11 protein-coding genes are annotated in these 16,216 nt (G+C 64.0%); 5 read left to right on the top strand and 6 right to left on the bottom strand.

Annotated elements, in window-relative coordinates:
* Positions 1–53: 53 nt before the first annotated feature.
* Positions 54–2,126 carry an alpha-amylase family protein gene (locus tag Q4A20_RS06050; protein WP_303121325.1) on the bottom strand — a complete coding sequence of 691 codons (2,073 nt, stop codon included), beginning with the start codon at positions 2,124–2,126 and terminating at the stop codon, positions 54–56.
* 67 nt (positions 2,127–2,193) lie between these two features.
* Positions 2,194–2,697, bottom strand: a complete 504-nt coding sequence (locus tag Q4A20_RS06055) for a winged helix-turn-helix transcriptional regulator (RefSeq protein WP_368502445.1) — start codon at positions 2,695–2,697, stop codon at positions 2,194–2,196.
* A 111-nt stretch (positions 2,698–2,808) separates the two neighbouring features.
* On the opposite strand from Q4A20_RS06055, the gene Q4A20_RS06060 reads away from it, so the two are divergent.
* Positions 2,809–3,423: an NAD(P)-dependent oxidoreductase gene (locus Q4A20_RS06060; RefSeq protein ID WP_303121329.1), complete on the top strand. Its 615-nt coding sequence runs from the start codon at positions 2,809–2,811 to the stop codon at positions 3,421–3,423.
* A gap of 137 nt (positions 3,424–3,560) precedes the next feature.
* On the top strand, positions 3,561–4,400 hold the full coding sequence (locus tag Q4A20_RS06065; RefSeq protein WP_303121331.1) for a hydroxymethylpyrimidine/phosphomethylpyrimidine kinase: 840 nt from the start codon (positions 3,561–3,563) through the stop codon (positions 4,398–4,400).
* A gap of 340 nt (positions 4,401–4,740) precedes the next feature.
* On the opposite strand, the gene Q4A20_RS06070 is transcribed toward Q4A20_RS06065, so the two are convergent.
* Together Q4A20_RS06070 and dnaB are read right to left on the bottom strand one after the other, a co-directional pair.
* Positions 4,741–5,997, bottom strand: a complete 1,257-nt coding sequence (locus Q4A20_RS06070; protein WP_303121333.1) for an ATP-binding protein — start codon at positions 5,995–5,997, stop codon at positions 4,741–4,743.
* Between the two features lie 157 nt (positions 5,998–6,154).
* On the bottom strand, positions 6,155–7,597 hold the full coding sequence (gene dnaB, locus Q4A20_RS06075; RefSeq protein ID WP_303121335.1) for a replicative DNA helicase: 1,443 nt from the start codon (positions 7,595–7,597) through the stop codon (positions 6,155–6,157).
* Positions 7,598–8,124: 527 nt separating this feature from the next.
* Here dnaB and Q4A20_RS06080 point away from each other — a divergent pair.
* Positions 8,125–9,600, top strand: a complete 1,476-nt coding sequence (locus Q4A20_RS06080) for an MATE family efflux transporter (protein ID WP_303121350.1) — start codon at positions 8,125–8,127, stop codon at positions 9,598–9,600.
* A 1,288-nt stretch (positions 9,601–10,888) separates the two neighbouring features.
* Here Q4A20_RS06080 and Q4A20_RS06085 read toward each other — a convergent pair.
* On the bottom strand, positions 10,889–11,809 hold the full coding sequence (locus tag Q4A20_RS06085) for an AAA family ATPase (RefSeq protein ID WP_303121337.1): 921 nt from the start codon (positions 11,807–11,809) through the stop codon (positions 10,889–10,891).
* Positions 11,806–12,231, bottom strand: coding sequence for a hypothetical protein (locus tag Q4A20_RS06090; protein ID WP_303121339.1), 426 nt, complete (start codon positions 12,229–12,231; stop codon positions 11,806–11,808). Before Q4A20_RS06090 ends, Q4A20_RS06085 begins: the two co-directional genes overlap by 4 nt.
* 546 nt (positions 12,232–12,777) lie before the next feature.
* Here Q4A20_RS06090 and Q4A20_RS06095 point away from each other — a divergent pair.
* The gene (locus tag Q4A20_RS06095; RefSeq protein ID WP_303121341.1) at positions 12,778–13,416 is read left to right on the top strand and encodes a response regulator transcription factor; all 639 of its coding nucleotides are present in this window, start codon (positions 12,778–12,780) and stop codon (positions 13,414–13,416) included.
* 164 nt (positions 13,417–13,580) lie between these two features.
* Complete coding sequence (locus Q4A20_RS06100) at positions 13,581–15,866, top strand: ATP-binding protein (protein ID WP_303121343.1); 2,286 nt, start codon at positions 13,581–13,583, stop codon at positions 15,864–15,866.
* Positions 15,867–16,216 lie beyond the last annotated feature (350 nt).

The raw sequence follows: 16,216 nt of genomic DNA on the forward strand, positions 1-16,216 counted from the left end.
CTGACACGAAAACATGCAGCAGGCGCTCGGCGCTCCGCTCGCCGGCCCGCGCGTCAGTCGGTGGAGCGCACCAGCCACCAGGCGGCGTAGGGCGGCACCGGCACCTGGCCGTCGCCGGCGCCCTCCAGGCTGGTGGAGCCCGAGGGCACCGTGTCGGTGAGCACGTCCACCGCCCCGAGCACCCCGTACTCGGCCAGCCGCGCCGCAGGCACGGAACGCCAGTCCGGGGTCACGTTATACACACCCACAAAACTGCCGCGCGGGTGATCGCGGAAGGTGACCAGCACGCCGTCGTCGTCGACGGGGGCGACAACGGTGCGCACATCCGCGCTCAGCTGCGGCAGTGAGGCACGCACCCTGCCCATGTGGGCCAGGTCGGTGAACACTCGCCCGGGCACCGTGGAGCGGTCATGACGCTCGGCGACGGCGGCCTCGGACAGGCGCGGGCGACCCGCCCAACGGGAGTCGGACTCGTGGCCGGGCTCGGTGTCCCAGTTCGGGTCGTTGAACTGCGCCAATTCATCCCCGCTCCACAGCACCGGAATACCGCCCCAGCCGTAGATGATCGCGTAGGCCAGGCGCATGGCGTTGAAGCGCTGCTCCGACCAGGCGTGCAGCTCCTCCTCCCGCCAGGCCGGTGTACTAGCGTCAATGCCGGCCACTGCCTCGGCGGCGGCCTCGATCCCGATCAGGGAGGCGGCGGTGCCAGCCGTGCGCCGGTCGTTGGTGATGGGGTTGTACTGGAAGGTGATTCCGCGAGCATCGCTCATCGGGTACTGGCCGGTGTACCAGTCCGCCAGGAAGACCCGGTGCAGGTAGCCGTTCAGGCCAACCGCCTCCGCATCGGCGTCATCGATCGCCCAGCCGATATCATCATGGCAGCGGATGTAGGTGATCCAGGTGGCGGTGGAGGGCTCGATCGGCAGCGAAGAGAGCGTCTGCACCGCCAGACTCACGCTCCGGCTGGCCAGCATGGACCAGACCTGCACCATGAGGGAGTTGTGGTAGGCCAGGTCGGAAACCTTGCCGGTGTAGCGGCCCTGCCCCAGGTACTGCAGCAACTCGGTGGGGGCCACGATCGCCTCCGCCTTCAGGGCGATGGCGGGGCAGGCGATTCGGGTCAGCGCCCGCAGCACCTCGGTGATGGAGTGGACCTCGGGCTGGCCCTGGCAGTCGGTGCCCTTGCGTTTGATGGTGAAGGCGATGGCGTCCAGGCGCAGCACCTCCACGCCGCGGTTGGCCAGTTCCATCACGATCTCGACAAACTCCTCCATGACCTGGGGGTTGCGCCAGTTCAGGTCCCACTGGAAGGAGTTGAAGGTGGTCCACACCCAGCCGTCGAGGTCCTCGTCCCAGGTGAAGTTGCCGGGGGCGAAGTCGGGGAAGATCTCCGGCAGGGTGCGTTCGTACTCGTCGGGTTCGGTACGGTCGGGGTAGATGAGGAAGTAGTCGCGGTAGCGCTGCTCGCCGGCGCGGGCGCGACGCGCCCACTCGTGCTCCCGGGCGACGTGGTTGAGCACCAGGTCGATGACCAGGCTCATGCCCTCCTTGCGCAGCTCACCGGTCAGGTGGGCGAGATCATCCATGTCACCCAGGTCAGGACGCACGCTGCGGTAGTCGGCCACGGCGTAGCCGCCGTCGGAGTCACCGGGACGGGGAGTGAGCAGCGGCATCAGGTGGAGGTAGCTGACCCCCAGCTCCCGCAGGTAGCCGATGCGCTTCTCCACGCCGCGCAGGTCGCCGGCGAAGCGCTCGGTGTAGCCGGAGTAGCCGATACGGGAGGGGTCCTGCACCCAGGCGGGGTCGAGGGTGCGGGCCAGGTCGAGGTGGCGCAGTTCGGGGCTGCGCTCGGCGTAACTGCGAGCGGCCTCGGCGAGCAGGCGCACGGCTGTGCGCCCGGCGGCGGGCTGACCGTACAGGGTGAGCAGGCCATCAATGACATCCGGATACCAGCGCTCGACGCGGGTGGTGAAGATCTCACGCTCGGCGCGGGTCATGTCTGCGGTGTCCAATGCGGCGTCTACGGCATCACGTACCTCCTGGGGTACGTCCACGGCCGCGGATACGGTGGACCAGGTGGAGGATGCGTAGGCGCCAGTCGGGTCGGCATGTGTGGGAGCAGTCATGCCTATATGGTCCCCGATTCCAGGGCTGAGCGGGAGGACTTTCGGACAGCGAAGCCGCGGCGACCGTCTACCCCTCTAACCGGGGATGCGCGCGGTCGTAGCTCTCGCGGTGGGCGAGCACCTGCTCGGCGTTGCCCTCCGCCCAGGCGCGCAGTGCGGCGATCGGTTCGGCCAGGCCGGCGCCGAGCCCCGTAAGCGTGTAGTCCACGCGCGGCGGCACACCCGGCGTCTGCTCACGCAGCACCAGACCGTCGCGCTCCATAGAACGCAGCGTCTGCGCCAACACCTTTGGAGTCACCCCGCCCACCGCCTGGCGCAACTCACCGAAACGATGCGGTCCGCGCGCCAGTACGGCAACGATCAGCGGCGTCCACCGGTCGACCACGTGCCGCAGTACCGTCCGCGACGGACAGTCGGGCGACAGCACATCGTAGGCGGACAGCGGCCGGAACGAGACAGGATCCGGCGCCGCTTCCAACACGCCGGCGCCGCGGCCGACTCCAGGATCAGCGGTTGCGGTGACAACCGGGTCCGTACGGTCAGCAGAACCCTGCGAATGTGACACGAGCAACTCCATAGTTACCTTGAGGTACTTGGTTTCAAATTAATACTGTAGCAGCGTTGCCGCCGCACCGCGAGTGCGAGGGCGCACGACCGCAAAACCACAAACACAAGGAGCTCCATGAACATCACCGTCATCGGCGGAACCGGCAGCACCGGCGCCGCAGTAGTGACCGAGGCCGCCCGCCGCGGCCACACCGTCACCTCCGCATCCCGTTCCGGTCGGCACGCCGAGGGCGCTGCCACCGACGTGACAGTCGAGTTCGCCGACACCGCCGCCGTGGTCGACCTGGTCAACGCCGCCGACGCCACGGTCATCGCGGTCTCCCCCGACCGCACCGGCGGCCCCGTACAGCCGACCGTCAACGCCTTCAAGGCGCTGATCGCCGCCCGCCCGACGGGTCGAGTGGTGATCGTCGGCGGCGCCGGCTCGCTGCTGGACGAGGACGGCAACAGGCTGGTCGACTCCCCCGACTTCCCCGCGGACTCCAGGCCCGAGGCACTGGCCTTCGCGGAGGTACTGGAGGCATTCCGCGCCGCCGGGGACGACCTGGCCTGGACCCTGGTTTCCCCCGCTCCGGCCTACCCCTCGGAGCAGTCCACCGGCGCCTACGTAGTAGGCAAGGACAGCCCGGTCGGCACCGACCTGTCCCCCGCGGACCTCGCCCTCGCACTGGTCGACGAGGCCGAGCGCGACGCTCACCGGGGCGAGCGCTTCGCGGTGGCCTCCGCCTGATCCCACACCGGCCGACGACGACGGCGGCCGCACAGTCGCCGTCGTCAGCCGTGCGGTGGGTGCCAGGCAACCGAGGCGAGTTCCAGCATGCGGCCCGCCGTGTGGACACCTCCCGGGCTCCGGGGCATGCTGACCACATGGCAACCACCACGGCAAACAGCACCGTCCCCGCTACCCCTCCCATCGCCCTGGCCATCGCCGGCTCGGAGGCCTCCGGCGGCGCCGGCGCCCAGACCGATCTGAAGACCTTCCACCAGCTGGGCGTATTCGGCTGCACGGCCCTGACCTGCATCGTCTCCATGGACCCGAAGAACAACTGGGACCACCGGTTCGTGCCCGTCGACCCCCAGGTGATTGCCGACCAGATCGAGGCCTGCGCCTCGGTACACACCCGGATCGACGCCGTCAAGATCGGCATGCTCGGCACCGCCGCCACCATCGATGCGGTGGACGCCGCCCTGGAGCAGTACCGGTTCCCGAATCTGGTGGTGGACCCGGTGCTGATCTGCAAGGGCCAGGAGCCCGGCGCCGCGCTCGACGTCGACAACGCCCTGCGCGCCAAGATCCTCCCCCGCGCCAAGGTCACCACGCCGAACCTGTTCGAGGCCGCCACCCTGGCCGGAGTGGATGAGATCACCAGCGTCGAGCAGCTCAAGGACGCCGCCAAGCGCATCTACGACCTGGGTGTGCCCAACGTCCTGGCCAAGGCCGGTCCCACGCTCGGCACCGGCACCGCCCTGGACGTCTTCTACGACGGCCAGACCCTGGAGGTACTGGAGGTGCCGGCGGTCGGTACCGAGCGCATGCACGGCGCGGGCTGCACGCTGGCCGCGGCCGTCACCGCCGAGCTGGCCAGGGGCGCCGCCCCGCTGGACGCCTGCGTGACCGCGAAGAACGTGGTCTCCGCGTCGGTGAACCCGGGCATGCACGGCAACATCCCCTTCACCTACGTCTACCAGGGCTTCTACCGCGGCTGACGGCGCCCAGCGGACGCGCGGCCGGACCGAACGGAACGCCGCACACGCACCTGAGACACGACCTCCTGCAATTCACGACCTCGGGGTACGTTCCACGACCACCCCGGGGTCGTGTTTTGTACCCCAGGGTCGTAAAACGTCAGCAGGTCCCACACCCGGAAAGCCGCCCAGCCCTCACTCGAGCCGGCTTCCGGTCCACCGTGAGCAGCAACGCCGACACCGAATTCAACCAAGTTCTACCTAGACGCCAAAACCGGTTGTTTTACAGGTGCCCGAAGTCATCAGTCCCCATGATTCCGGGGACGAATCAGGCTTCGGCGGCCAACGGTGACACCCACCTTCAACGGAACTCCCACAGGGCAGACACCGGCAGCGCCCACAGCGGACCACCCAGACTGCGCGCCCGATCATCGGTAGTCAGCACGACACCTGCCTTCAGTCGATCCCCGATCCGCTCGTGCAGCCAACGCAGATGCTTGGTATCCGCAACTGCCACCGAAGCCGCCGCCTTCACCTCAATGGCAATGACTCCACCATCGTCCAACTCGAGGATCAGGTCGATCTCGCGTCCCTCTGGGGAACGGTAGTGGCTGAGAGTGAAACGCTCCGCAGACCATGTACGTTGCCGCATTAGTTCGGCAACGACGAAGGCCTCAAGCTGACCTCCCAGGGCTCCTCCGCGTATCAGATCCTTGAGGATGTCGGGCCCAGTCCGAGTCAGCCACATAGCCAGCGCAGAGTCGGTCAGCAGATACTTCGATCGACCAACCTCACGCTTGAGCAGATTCGGCGTCCAAGGCGGCAGTCGCTCAACCAGGTAGAGCGCTCGCAGAAGCTCTAGGTAGGAGGCGGTGGTTGATGCGCTCAGGTTGATCTCACTCCCCATCCGTGCGACCACGGTCTCCGACCCCTGTGTGGCCGCCAAACCGACCAGCAGCGAGCGCAGGCGATGCGGATCGGACAGGCGGGAGAGTTCACGCAGATCACGCCCGAGCAGCCGGGAGATGTAGCTATCAAGCCAGTCGGCACGGAAGCGCTGAGGCAGTCGATACGCCTCGGGCATGGAGCCGGCAGCCAACAGATCAACGTAGTCGCCACGCTCAAATGCGGAACGGTAGTCGCCATCCAGCGCCCCATGGAGCACTGCGGCTACGAAGTCTTCCTCTCGCCCGGCAATCTCACCCTGACTGAATCCGAACACGCGGGTGCCGATGACGCGACCGGCCAGGCTGTCTGTCGCCGGTTGGAGGGGACTCGTGGTCACTGAGCCGGTGAGCAAGTAGCGTCCGGCGGACCGATCGGAATCAATCTCCACCTTGAGTGCCAGTGCCAGTTCGGGAACGCGCTGGAACTCATCGATGACCAGCAACCCTTCAGGTTCCAGACGAAGGAAACCGCGCGGATCCGCGGTCGCCGCAGCGCGGGTCTCAGCATCGTCCAGAGTCACGATACGCGTCGGCCGCTCAGATGCCGCCGCGATCATGGATGCGAGCGTGGACTTCCCAACCTGACGTGCACCAACCAACTCAACCGCGGGGAAGACTTCCAGGAGCTCTTCTACCCGTGGCTGCGCATGCCGCGTAAGCAGATCACTCATGCCCCCAGCGTACGGTAGACCGAAAAATGGTGGCAAGCTTCTTCGTAAAACGGTGTCATGGTTCGTCGAAGAACGGTGGCTATGTTGGCCGTGATTGGGTGGCAGGCGTTGGGGTAAGACGGTGGCAGCGTTCGCTCACTGGCACGCGCACCCGCGCTCATTCGTAGGCGGGCTCGGGAGTGATGTTGCGAGCCATGTTGGCGAAGCGCGACAGGTGTCCCTGGAAAGCCACCGGGATGGTGCGGGTCTGGCCGTTGCGGTGCTTGGCGACGATGATGTCGGCCTCACCGGGCCGCTCCTCCTCCTGGTAGTACTCGGGCCGGTGCAGCAGCATGATGACATCGGCGTCCTGTTCGAGGGAGCCGGACTCACGCAGGTCGCTCATCTGCGGCTTGTTGCCGGTGCGCTGCTCAGGGCCGCGGTTCAGCTGGGCGACGGCGACCACCGGGATGTCCAGCTCCTTGGCCAACAGCTTCAGCGAGCGTGAGAACTCGGAGACCTCCTGCTGGCGGGACTCGACCTGCTTGCCGGAACTCATCAGCTGCAGATAGTCCACCACCATCAGCCCCAGTCCGTGCTGCTGCTTCAGGCGCAGCGCCTTGGAGCGGATCTCCGGCATGGTCAGGTTCGGGGAGTCGTCTATGAACAGCGGCGCCTCGGAGACGGGGTTGTAGGCCAACGCGACCTCCTGCCAGTCGCGCTCATCCATCTGGCTGCCGCCGCGCAGCTTGTTCAGGGCCACTCCGGACTCGGCGGACAGGATGCGCATCATCAACTCCATGCGCCCCATCTCCAGGGAGAAGTAGCAGGAGGGGATGAGATTGCCGTCGGCGCCACGGGAGTGGAGGGAGGCCGAGCGGCAGAAGTCGACGGCGAGCGTGGACTTGCCCATGGCCGGGCGGGCGGCCACGATGATCATCTGTCCGCCGTGCAGACCACCCAGCAGCTCATCGAGTTCGACGAATCCCGTGGGCACACCCCGCATTTGGCCGTCCTCGCGGGCCTGACCGGCCTCGATCTCGAGGTTGGCCTCATTGAGCAGCTCCCCGACGGGCACATAGTCCTCCCGTTCACCCTCCTTGTGGGCGATGGCGTACACCTCCGACTCCGCCAGGGTGACCAGGTCGTCGATGTCCCCGGCGTCGGTGGAGTAGCCCAGCTGGGCGATGCGGGTGCCCGCCTGCACCAGTCCTCGCAGTAGCGACTTCTCCTTGACGATACGCGCGTAGTAGGCGGCGTTCGCGGCCGTCGGCACGGTCGCTATGAGGGTGGCCAGGTAGGGGGCGCCACCGATGCGTTCGAGTTCGCCCCGCTTGGACAGTTCATCGGCCACGATCAGTGGGTCGGCCGGCTCGGAGCGGTTGTAGACCTCGACTATGGCATCGAAGATCGACTCGTGGGCGGGCTTGTAGAACTCGGGTCCGCGCAGCACCTCAATGACATCGGTGATGGCCTCCTTGCTCAGCAGCATGCCGCCGAGCGTAGACATCTCCGCCTCCAGGTCCTGCGGCGGTACCCGGTCGAAGGCGCCGTCATAGCGGGCGTCGACCGGTCGTTCCTCGCCGCGGCTACGGGTTCCGATGGTGTCGACGTCGGTCATCTGTCCGTCACTGTCCCTCCCTGCCACGCCCCGCCCAGACGGGCCGCGCGGCGACATTAGCGGCCAGTTCGACCCGTGGCAAACGCCAACCCCTTGCAGGCTGTGGGCAACGACCCTTGGGGTGTGGATAACCATCTTCCGCCTGTGGGCGACGCGCCGATTTGGATGTGGACCCGGCTCCCCCGCCGATCGAAACCACACCGCCAAGATCCCGAAGAATCCACCGGAATCCCGCCCTTCGGGCGCAGCGCCCGCAAGCCACAGCCCGTATGCTCAAAGCCGAAATCAGAATCTGTGGATAAGTGGGTATTCCTGTGGATGAACCTGAACCTCCACCTGAGGGACCGCCTCCCGGTGATCCCTCAGCGACCCGACAGGCGCATTTGCCGCAACGCCCCGCCCGGCCTGAGCCAGGCGTGAAATACTGGCCCGCCCGACCCAGGGAGTATCCTTTGTCCGACTCTTCAACCTCCGCCTCAACTCAGACTTCAGCCCCGGCCGCCTGGTCATCCCCGGCCGGTGCCGGCGTGCCCGCGGGCGGCCCGCCCGCCCCGTCTCTGAATCGGCAGGTCCTGTCCCTGGCCGTCCCGGCCCTGGGGGCGCTTGTCGCCGAGCCGCTGTTCGTACTCATCGACTCCGCCATGGTGGGGCACCTGGGCGAGGCCAGCCTGGCCGGGTTGTCGCTGGCCTCCAGTCTGCTGACCACGGTCGTGGGCCTGTTCGTGTTCCTGGCATATGCGACGACGGCGACCACCGCCCGCCGCTTCGGCGCCGGAGACCGGGTCGGCGGGCTGCGGGCCGGGGTGGACGGCGCCTGGTTGGCGGCGCTGCTGGGGCTGACTGCGGCTGGCCTGCTCGTCGTCGGCGCACCGTCGGTGGTCAAGCTCATGGGAGCCGACGGCGCCGTAGCCGCCGCGGCCGTCGTCTACCTGCGCGCCTCCGCACCGGGTCTGCCCGGCATGCTGGTGGTGTACGCCGCCACGGGCACGTTGCGGGGCCTGCTGAATACGCGTACTCCCTTTGTGGTTGCCGCCGTCGGGGCGGTCGGGAACGTGGCCCTGAACGCGGCCCTGTTGTACGGGGTGGGCATGGGGATTGCCGGCTCCGGCCTGGGAACGGCAATCGCACAGACCACCATGGCGGTGGCGTTGCTGAGTCCGGTGGTGAAGGCGGCACGGGCGGCGGGCGTGCCGACCTCGCCGCGGGCGGCGGGTCTGCGGGCGTCACTGGGCACCGGTGCGCCCCTGTTGGTTCGCACCGTGTCGCTACGAGCGGCAATTCTGGCAACCGTGTGGTCGGCCACCGCCTTGGGGCCGACGGCGCTCGCCGCGCATCAGGTGGTCAATGCTCTGTGGAACTTCACCGCTTTCGCCCTGGATGCGCTCGCCATCGCCGCCCAGGCGCTGGTGGGTACGGCACTGGGTCGGGCCGACGCCGAGCGGGCGGCACAGGTGCCCGCTGATCAAGCCTCGGCGCCGACAAACACGGACTCCCTGCGTGCCGGTAGGGATCCGGCCGAGCACCCGGCGACATCCGCTGTGTCCCCGCAGGCATCCGCCGTACCGACTCTGCCGCATGGCGGCCCGACGGTCGATGCGGTGTTGCAGCGCTGCCTGGCTTGGGGCGTGGCCGCGGGGGCGGTTATCGGCGTCTTGCTGGCTGCCGGCAGCCCGTGGCTGCCGCACTTGTTCACCTCTGCGGAGGCGGTGGTCGGCGCGGCACGCCCGGCACTTCTGGTGGCGGCCGCGGCTATGCCGTTGGCGGGAGCGGTGTTCCTGTTCGACGGGGTGCTGATGGGGGCGGGCGACGGCCGCTACCTGGCGTGGGCGCAGATGGCGACCCTGGTGCCGTATCTGCCGCTGGCCGTGATCGTCGCCCAGGGCCGACCGGCAGGCGGGACCGCCGGTCTGGTGTGGCTGTGGGTGGCCTTCGCCTGGGTGTTCATGGGTGCACGCGCCCTGGTGACGGGCCTGCGCGCCCGCTCCGACGCCTGGCGGCACTGAGTGATCGGGATGCACCGTCGGCATCGAGGTGCGAACACGAGTCGCACTCCAGGGTACATCGGACTATAGCGCCGGCCCATTGCGGGGGTGTTCATCACTGTTCCCGACCCGCGTGATCGACTCGTCGTGGCGCACGTGGCTGTTCACCCGCACCGGCGCGATAGGCGGCACAGGAGTGATCGCGATGGACGGCAAGACCATGCGCGCTGCCTAAGAAGAGCGCCAGGCGGCGCCGCACAATCCATCGCCTGCGCCAACCGGACCGCGACAGGAAGACCCACCAATACCGTCAAACTCCTGACACCCCCCTAACCGACCGACAAAGGTGCCGCACCCCATAATCTCCGACCCGGCCCGCATTGACAACCCACTTCTCATGCACCCGACGATCCAGGCCTTTCGCGTGCAGTCCCGGATGAGGCACCGAAGCACTTTCGCGGGCATCTGAGATGAGTCTCGTCGGGGGCTGACGCGACAAGGAGACAATGGGGATGCCAACACAGCGGCGCAACCTTCCAGGCAACGGCATGTTTGAACGCCTCCATCGTCTCCGGGAGATCGCGCCGGACCCGCACCAACACGCCGAAAACTCCTAACAACCCTCAACCCAGCAACAACCTTGCCGAGCGCCTGCATGCTCGTCGGCGAAGAAATCACGTGTGAAAGCCATACATGTCAGCACAAAAATGGTTTCACAACGATCGAAAGGAACCGCCGACTGACATCTCCGAGAACCCGCCGTCACTCCATCGCCTGGCCCTCGAACGATAATAGCGAAGCAGTTCATCATCCGCTGCACCGACAGCAACAAGGCCGCGAGAAGATCGCAGAGCCGCAAGCCGCGAAGGATCAGCGTTTGGCGCCCATCGAAACACAACCGTGTGGCTCACCACATCTCGCTGTTGTATGTTAGCCCTCAGATACGAAGCGACATAGTCAACCACGGGCGCAATCTGCTCGGCGATATTCTTCGTAATATCCACATGAAACGAACTCTCACTTCCATTAGACCTTGTCACTACTCTATGTGCGGCCCAATCTATTTCAAAGAAGACGTACCCTTGGTCCCTTCCATTGGCGTCGAACATTAATATCTCGACACTCCGAAGCAGTTCGTCGACAATCGCACTCTTGATAGTGTTCAGCGTGTGTTCCGAGTCGACACCAACGGACCTCGCAAATTCGCGCGCCATTGCTGCGATCGCTTGCCTACGGAGAAGAGCATGTAGCCTTACGGGAACTACAACCTTCATGTTCATGCCTCCCTATATGATTCTGTGAGGGTCATTCATGGGAGCAACGAGAAACCTCGAGATTCCCTCCTTTTGCGTATCATCATGCAAAAATCTGTGACTATTCCGGTGCGCTTACAGCCTTTTGAATCACCCTTCACCTTCTCCGAGTGTAAGAAGTCCACTGTACTTTCGAGAGACCTGTACCTAAATCGAAAATCGTTGACGAAACGCTCCGTCCGCACATCTCTATAGGTCTCGAAGTTAGCTTGATTCCACCGGACGTTGCCGAGCGCGTATGAGGCGGAAATCTGCTGGTACATATACATGCTTTGCATGTCATCGAGAATGAACCTCAGCAAGGACATCGGAGCATCCGACAATTCACTCGCAAGTTCTCGTGCGCAGGCATCGGGATCGACCGCCATACCTCCCACCATGTCTGATAGTATCGCAACCCGCTCATCTGTATCAGGCTGCCAAGTAAACACATCCAGACGTCCGTGCCTCTTGAGTGGTTGGTGGAGTTTGGTGAAGTTGTTCCCAGTAAAGTAGATGGGGATGCGGTCTGCGTTCCTACCGTTCAAGTCCACTCCGTCGCATAGGTGCATGAGAGCGGACACAAGCAATTGTTGATTGACCGTGTACTCGGTGTTCTCAAGTCGCACAGCCCCGCTTAGGTCGAAGTCTTCGATAAGAATCGCAGGAGATGGCGCGTCTCTTTCAATAATATGCTTCCGAGCGGCTTCATATAGCTCCATGAATCTGTCGACGCTATCCCTCTCATGTTGCCCACTTAGTGTGGCCGCAGGTGCACGGAAGACCTTGAAGCGCGCATCCACAAGGCACCTGTTCGTCTGATACGTCTTACCCACACCGGGAGGACCTTGGATCGCTAGTATCAAGGGGTACGTCGGAATCGTATAGACCGACATTGCGTGCCGAAGAACTCTATCGCTGAACCGCTGAGGTATCATTCGTTGCGCTCCTTATCTTGTGCCGAGATTACGCCGTCAGTCGGGTCCTCCCAATGCATTCCGTTTGACGACACTTCGTATAAGTCTCCCAGTAGTGCAGAATCCAGCTGATCGGGGTCTGTGATACCTTTGTACCGATCTGCACTGGCAATCGGCTCAAAATCCAAGAGATCCGCTGTTGATGGTGGTTCGCGCCCATAGTCCGTGCCTTGTTGAATGCTGGATGGCGATACGGTCGGCAACGTTATCATAGGAGGGTGCTCGGGGCACTCCTCTGGCACATTGCCGACTTTCACAGTGACTGCGGTCTGCGCTTTGTTAACGTCTTTATGTTGTTCGCGTTGTTTTGCTTTGTTGAGCACCCCCCAGACTGTTGCTATTGTGCCGATCAACGCAATCAGCATACTAATGGTAGGTTCCATGTCCATGCTCCATTCAATCAGATACTCGTACTATGAGTTGCTCCCAAGCATGATATGGGAGGTCCCGACCGTCCGGCCCATGTTGTTACATGCAGTCACGGCGCCAGCACAACCGTGGGCAAGTCGGTCGACCGCGTCGGGGCAGTATGACGTGGTTCGCGTTCCTTGCCGACCGTGTGCAGCCACCGCCAACCACAACACCTCGTTCTTAACCAGCGATCTGGCCGGATGACATGGTCGATATGCGGTCTCTCTTTGCGTCTCGTTGCCTTGCCTCTTGCCTTGCCTCCGTTCATGACTATGTGGTGTCGTGGGCGTTCTTTCTCGGTACTCCCCGATGTCTCTATTGACGATATCTGAACGCGAGCAGGTGCTACCAGCTCCATATGTGATGCGTCAGTGCTAGCCTGCAAGAACTGGTGGGTTGACGACACGCCGAGCGGCCACTAGCTAAGGCGTCTACAGTCGTCTCGTGTGGTGAGGACGGCCTCCCCGCGCCCGCTTGTTCCCTCGGCAGGCGGGTGGCTATGAATCCTTGGGGGAATGATGAGTATCGACTGTCATATAGTCATCATCGATGACCACGAGATTGTGGCCACCGGCTGCCAGGCTGAGTTCGCCCGATTCGGACTTTCTTGGGAGGTCACATGGGCACGAAGCCTGAGTGACGTCGTCTGGCCCCAAGGACGTGCTGTCGCGGTTCTCGATCTGCGGCTCAACGACGGCTCACAGCCCGAGGAGGTTATTGCAGAGCTGGAACGCCGGTCTATCCCCGTCGTCATCTACACCTCCGGAGAGGACCCCAAGCGCATACGGGAGGCGATCAGCGCGGGCGTCATGGCGATCGTCAACAAGGCCTCGCCCTTCGAAGAACTGATTGACGCCATCAAGGCCGCGCTACGCGGCGAACCGAGTGGCAGTGTCGACTGGGCCAACGCCTTAGACATGGAGGACGACTTCATGAAGCAGCTCACTCCCCGCGAGATAGAGGTGATTTCCCTGTATGCCAACGGCGTGCAGGCCGACCGGGTCGCCCGTAGCCTCAACCTGTCCAGGAACACCGTCACCCGCTACATCGCACAGATCAAGGCCAAGTTCCTCGCGGCGGGTCTACTCAAAGACGGAGGCCGGGTAGAACTCAGCAAGGCGGCCGCAAAGATCGGACTCATCAGCTACTACGAATGACGACCTCGGAGCGCCCCTTGGACCATGAGGCACTTTTGCGACGCAGCCTCTTGTCAATACAAACCTATGGCCCCTTTGCTCTGCACATGCGGCGGCTTGTAGCGGTGGTCGCGGGAGGTGTATTCGCAGCGGTCGGCGTAAACGTTGGGTTCACCATAGATGCCATGGTGCGCGCAACGGCCGAGCCTGTATTCTGGATACTGCTGCCGCTTCTGTCTCTCCCTGCGGTTTGTGCAGGCACAGCCGCCGCAATTGCAATCCGTAAGGCGAGCGGGGAGGCCACCTCGCTTACCTACAGTCAGACGGCGATGGCCCCCGACCGGCTGTGGAATCGGGCATTGTCATTGTCTCTGGTTATCTATTCCTCTCTGGTCGTCGCCGCCGCGATGCTCCCGGTCATTCCGTCATACGATCAACAAGACACGTTCATCCACGTCCCCAACATCCTTGTGAATTACTACCTCGGCGTCACTATCGCAGCAGCCCTAGTCATGCCTCTGAAAATGCGTTTCCTGTACATTGTGCTGCTTGCTCCGGTGTTGATCGCAAGTTATCCATCGGAAGATCCCTTGCTTCTACGCATCGAGGAAGTCTTGATCTTCCTGGCTCCCTCCCTGGGCAACATGGGCATGTTGACGTGGCTGGAGCACCGGGCCGCTACGCTAGACGACGCTGAGGCTCAACACCGCGTCCAGGTGTTTCGACTACACACGGCGATGTCACGCTTGCGCGCAAGGCGTCGTGCCGACGACTTCATTCACGACCACGTTCTTTCCGTTCTCAAGGCGGTCCACATCGAACAAGTCGATTCATCGCTACTCCGATCCGGCGCACGTGAGGCACTGGCAGGTCTCGTCTCTACGAGGCGAGCAGTGTCAACCACAAGCTCCGCGTCGTTGTTTCGCGAACTGGGCAGGAACCTGCACCGAATGGCCGGATCCGGAGTGACCGTAACCACCCGGATCGATCACGATCTGGAACTTCCGCCAGAGGCTGCGGAGGCGATCAACGGTGCCGCTGCAGAAGCGGTACGCAACACTCTCATCCACGCCGCGCCACATCCAGGCGCCTTCGTCAAGCGCACAGCATTTCTGCGCAGTGATTCCGAAGGCATCACAGTCACGGTGTCCGATGACGGCCGCGGCTTCGAGCCCGCGAGGGTTGCCCCCGGTAGGCGAGGACTCACTGACTCGATTATCACCCGCATGCAAGCCGTCGGGGGCAGCGCTAGGATCGAGTCCGTCCCCGGTGACGGCACCACGGTGACCCTCACCTGGAGCATCAGCCGGCCCGCCACAGGCTCCACGAAGCCATCCCTGACTCAGATTACGGCAGATACGACTCCACTACCTGGAACCGAGACACGCCCGGCCGGCACCTCCCCGCTTTCCCTGGCGTCTTGCATGGAGACCCGGTCGACATGGATCGTCTCAAGCTGCGTGTTCGCCCTTTACATCCTGATCACCGCTATTGAGGTGTCGGCCGGCTCCTACCGCAACTCCGCTCCTGTGATTGCGAGCCTAGTAATTCTTGGGGGTGCGGCATTCACCCTGATCAGGACTTGGCCGCATGCAGTGCTGCCGTCCCACGCAGCCACATTGGTTGCGGCGGCAACAGGTCTTGCAAACGCACTGGTACTCTTCCAGATCAACAACACGGGCTGGCCCGGGTACGCCAGTTGGTGCCAAGGTGCAGGCACCATACTGTGCTGTGGGTTGCTCGGGCGGGAACGCTTTGGACACGCTTGGGGCAGTATGGCCCTATTCCTAACCGTGTTCAGCGCATGGGTCCTCAACACCGGCAGACCCCCGACGATTATCCTCACCCTAAGCGCAGGACAGCTCGTCTCGCTCCTGATCTGGTATCTGGCCGCGCGCCTGTCAATCAAGGTGGCCACACGCACCGCCGCCGCCGAAGCCGTCAGTGCAGCTCTAGCCGCCGAACGCCACGCGCACCAGGAGGACGAAGACATGATGCGGCGGTCCATGGCCGCGGTCTACCTGCGACTCAGGCCAATTCTCACCACCCTCGCGAACGGGGAACCAATTACAGATGATATACGTACCAAGTCCCGGGCGCTTGAAGCCGAGCTAAGAGACGAGCGCCGTGCTCCCTTCTTCGCTGGCACTCGGGTCACCAACTCTGCCCGCTGCGCCAGAGCGCGTGGCATCGAAATCTTGCTCCTTGATGACCACGGTGACGCCACCGCAGCAAACAATCAACTCTCCCAACGGACTAAGGATATTCTGGTAGAGCGCGCCGCCGAGGCGATCGACTCCGCCCGCCGGGGGAGGGTAGTGATACGTCTTCTTCCGCAACGCCAGTATCCGCGCCTGATGTCCATCGTCACCGAAGACGAGATCCTCACCCTCGGGCCGGACGGTACCCCCATACACGATCGAGACGACGCGCCCGCTCCGACACCTGAAGGTACTGATGTCGGACGCTGATGGCGTCCGGCTCGCCATACCGACGCAAGCCGCCGCTTCCACGGGTGCATCGCCTTCAAGCAATGAACACTGGTCGGGCGTTGGACACGCCCTTTCGGTGTCGGCCGGTGCCTCCGGTGATTCAAGTGCCTCTGGTGCCGTGGCCCGGGTGCTTCGGGCGCGCATGCGCCGCTGCGATGGCGCGGACCAGGTGTGTTCGCTCGTGCACCCCGCGCGGCGGTTCGTCATAAACGACGACGGTTCGTCACTTGGCACCAACGCTTCGGCACTTCCCACAACGGTTCGTACCTCTAGGTGCCAATCGTCACCGCAGAGTACGAATCGTTGACCGGAACGTACGAACCGTCACA

It is taken from the genome of Actinomyces sp., from assembly GCF_030530635.1.
GTDB lineage: Bacteria > Actinomycetota > Actinomycetes > Actinomycetales > Actinomycetaceae > Actinomyces.

What these genes read in the sequence shown, in the direction of transcription:
- dnaB (WP_303121335.1), bottom strand. Translation starts at nt 7,597, where the DNA reads ATGACCGACGTCGACACCATCGGAACCCGTAGCCGCGGCGAGGAACGA.
- Q4A20_RS06050 (WP_303121325.1), bottom strand. Translation starts at nt 2,126, where the DNA reads ATGACTGCTCCCACACATGCCGACCCGACTGGCGCCTACGCATCCTCC.
- Q4A20_RS06095 (WP_303121341.1), top strand. Translation starts at nt 12,778, where the DNA reads ATGAGTATCGACTGTCATATAGTCATCATCGATGACCACGAGATTGTG.
- Q4A20_RS06085 (WP_303121337.1), bottom strand. Translation starts at nt 11,809, where the DNA reads ATGATACCTCAGCGGTTCAGCGATAGAGTTCTTCGGCACGCAATGTCG.
- Q4A20_RS06060 (WP_303121329.1), top strand. Translation starts at nt 2,809, where the DNA reads ATGAACATCACCGTCATCGGCGGAACCGGCAGCACCGGCGCCGCAGTA.
- Q4A20_RS06100 (WP_303121343.1), top strand. Translation starts at nt 13,581, where the DNA reads ATGGTGCGCGCAACGGCCGAGCCTGTATTCTGGATACTGCTGCCGCTT.
- Q4A20_RS06070 (WP_303121333.1), bottom strand. Translation starts at nt 5,997, where the DNA reads ATGAGTGATCTGCTTACGCGGCATGCGCAGCCACGGGTAGAAGAGCTC.
- Q4A20_RS06090 (WP_303121339.1), bottom strand. Translation starts at nt 12,231, where the DNA reads ATGGAACCTACCATTAGTATGCTGATTGCGTTGATCGGCACAATAGCA.
- Q4A20_RS06065 (WP_303121331.1), top strand. Translation starts at nt 3,561, where the DNA reads ATGGCAACCACCACGGCAAACAGCACCGTCCCCGCTACCCCTCCCATC.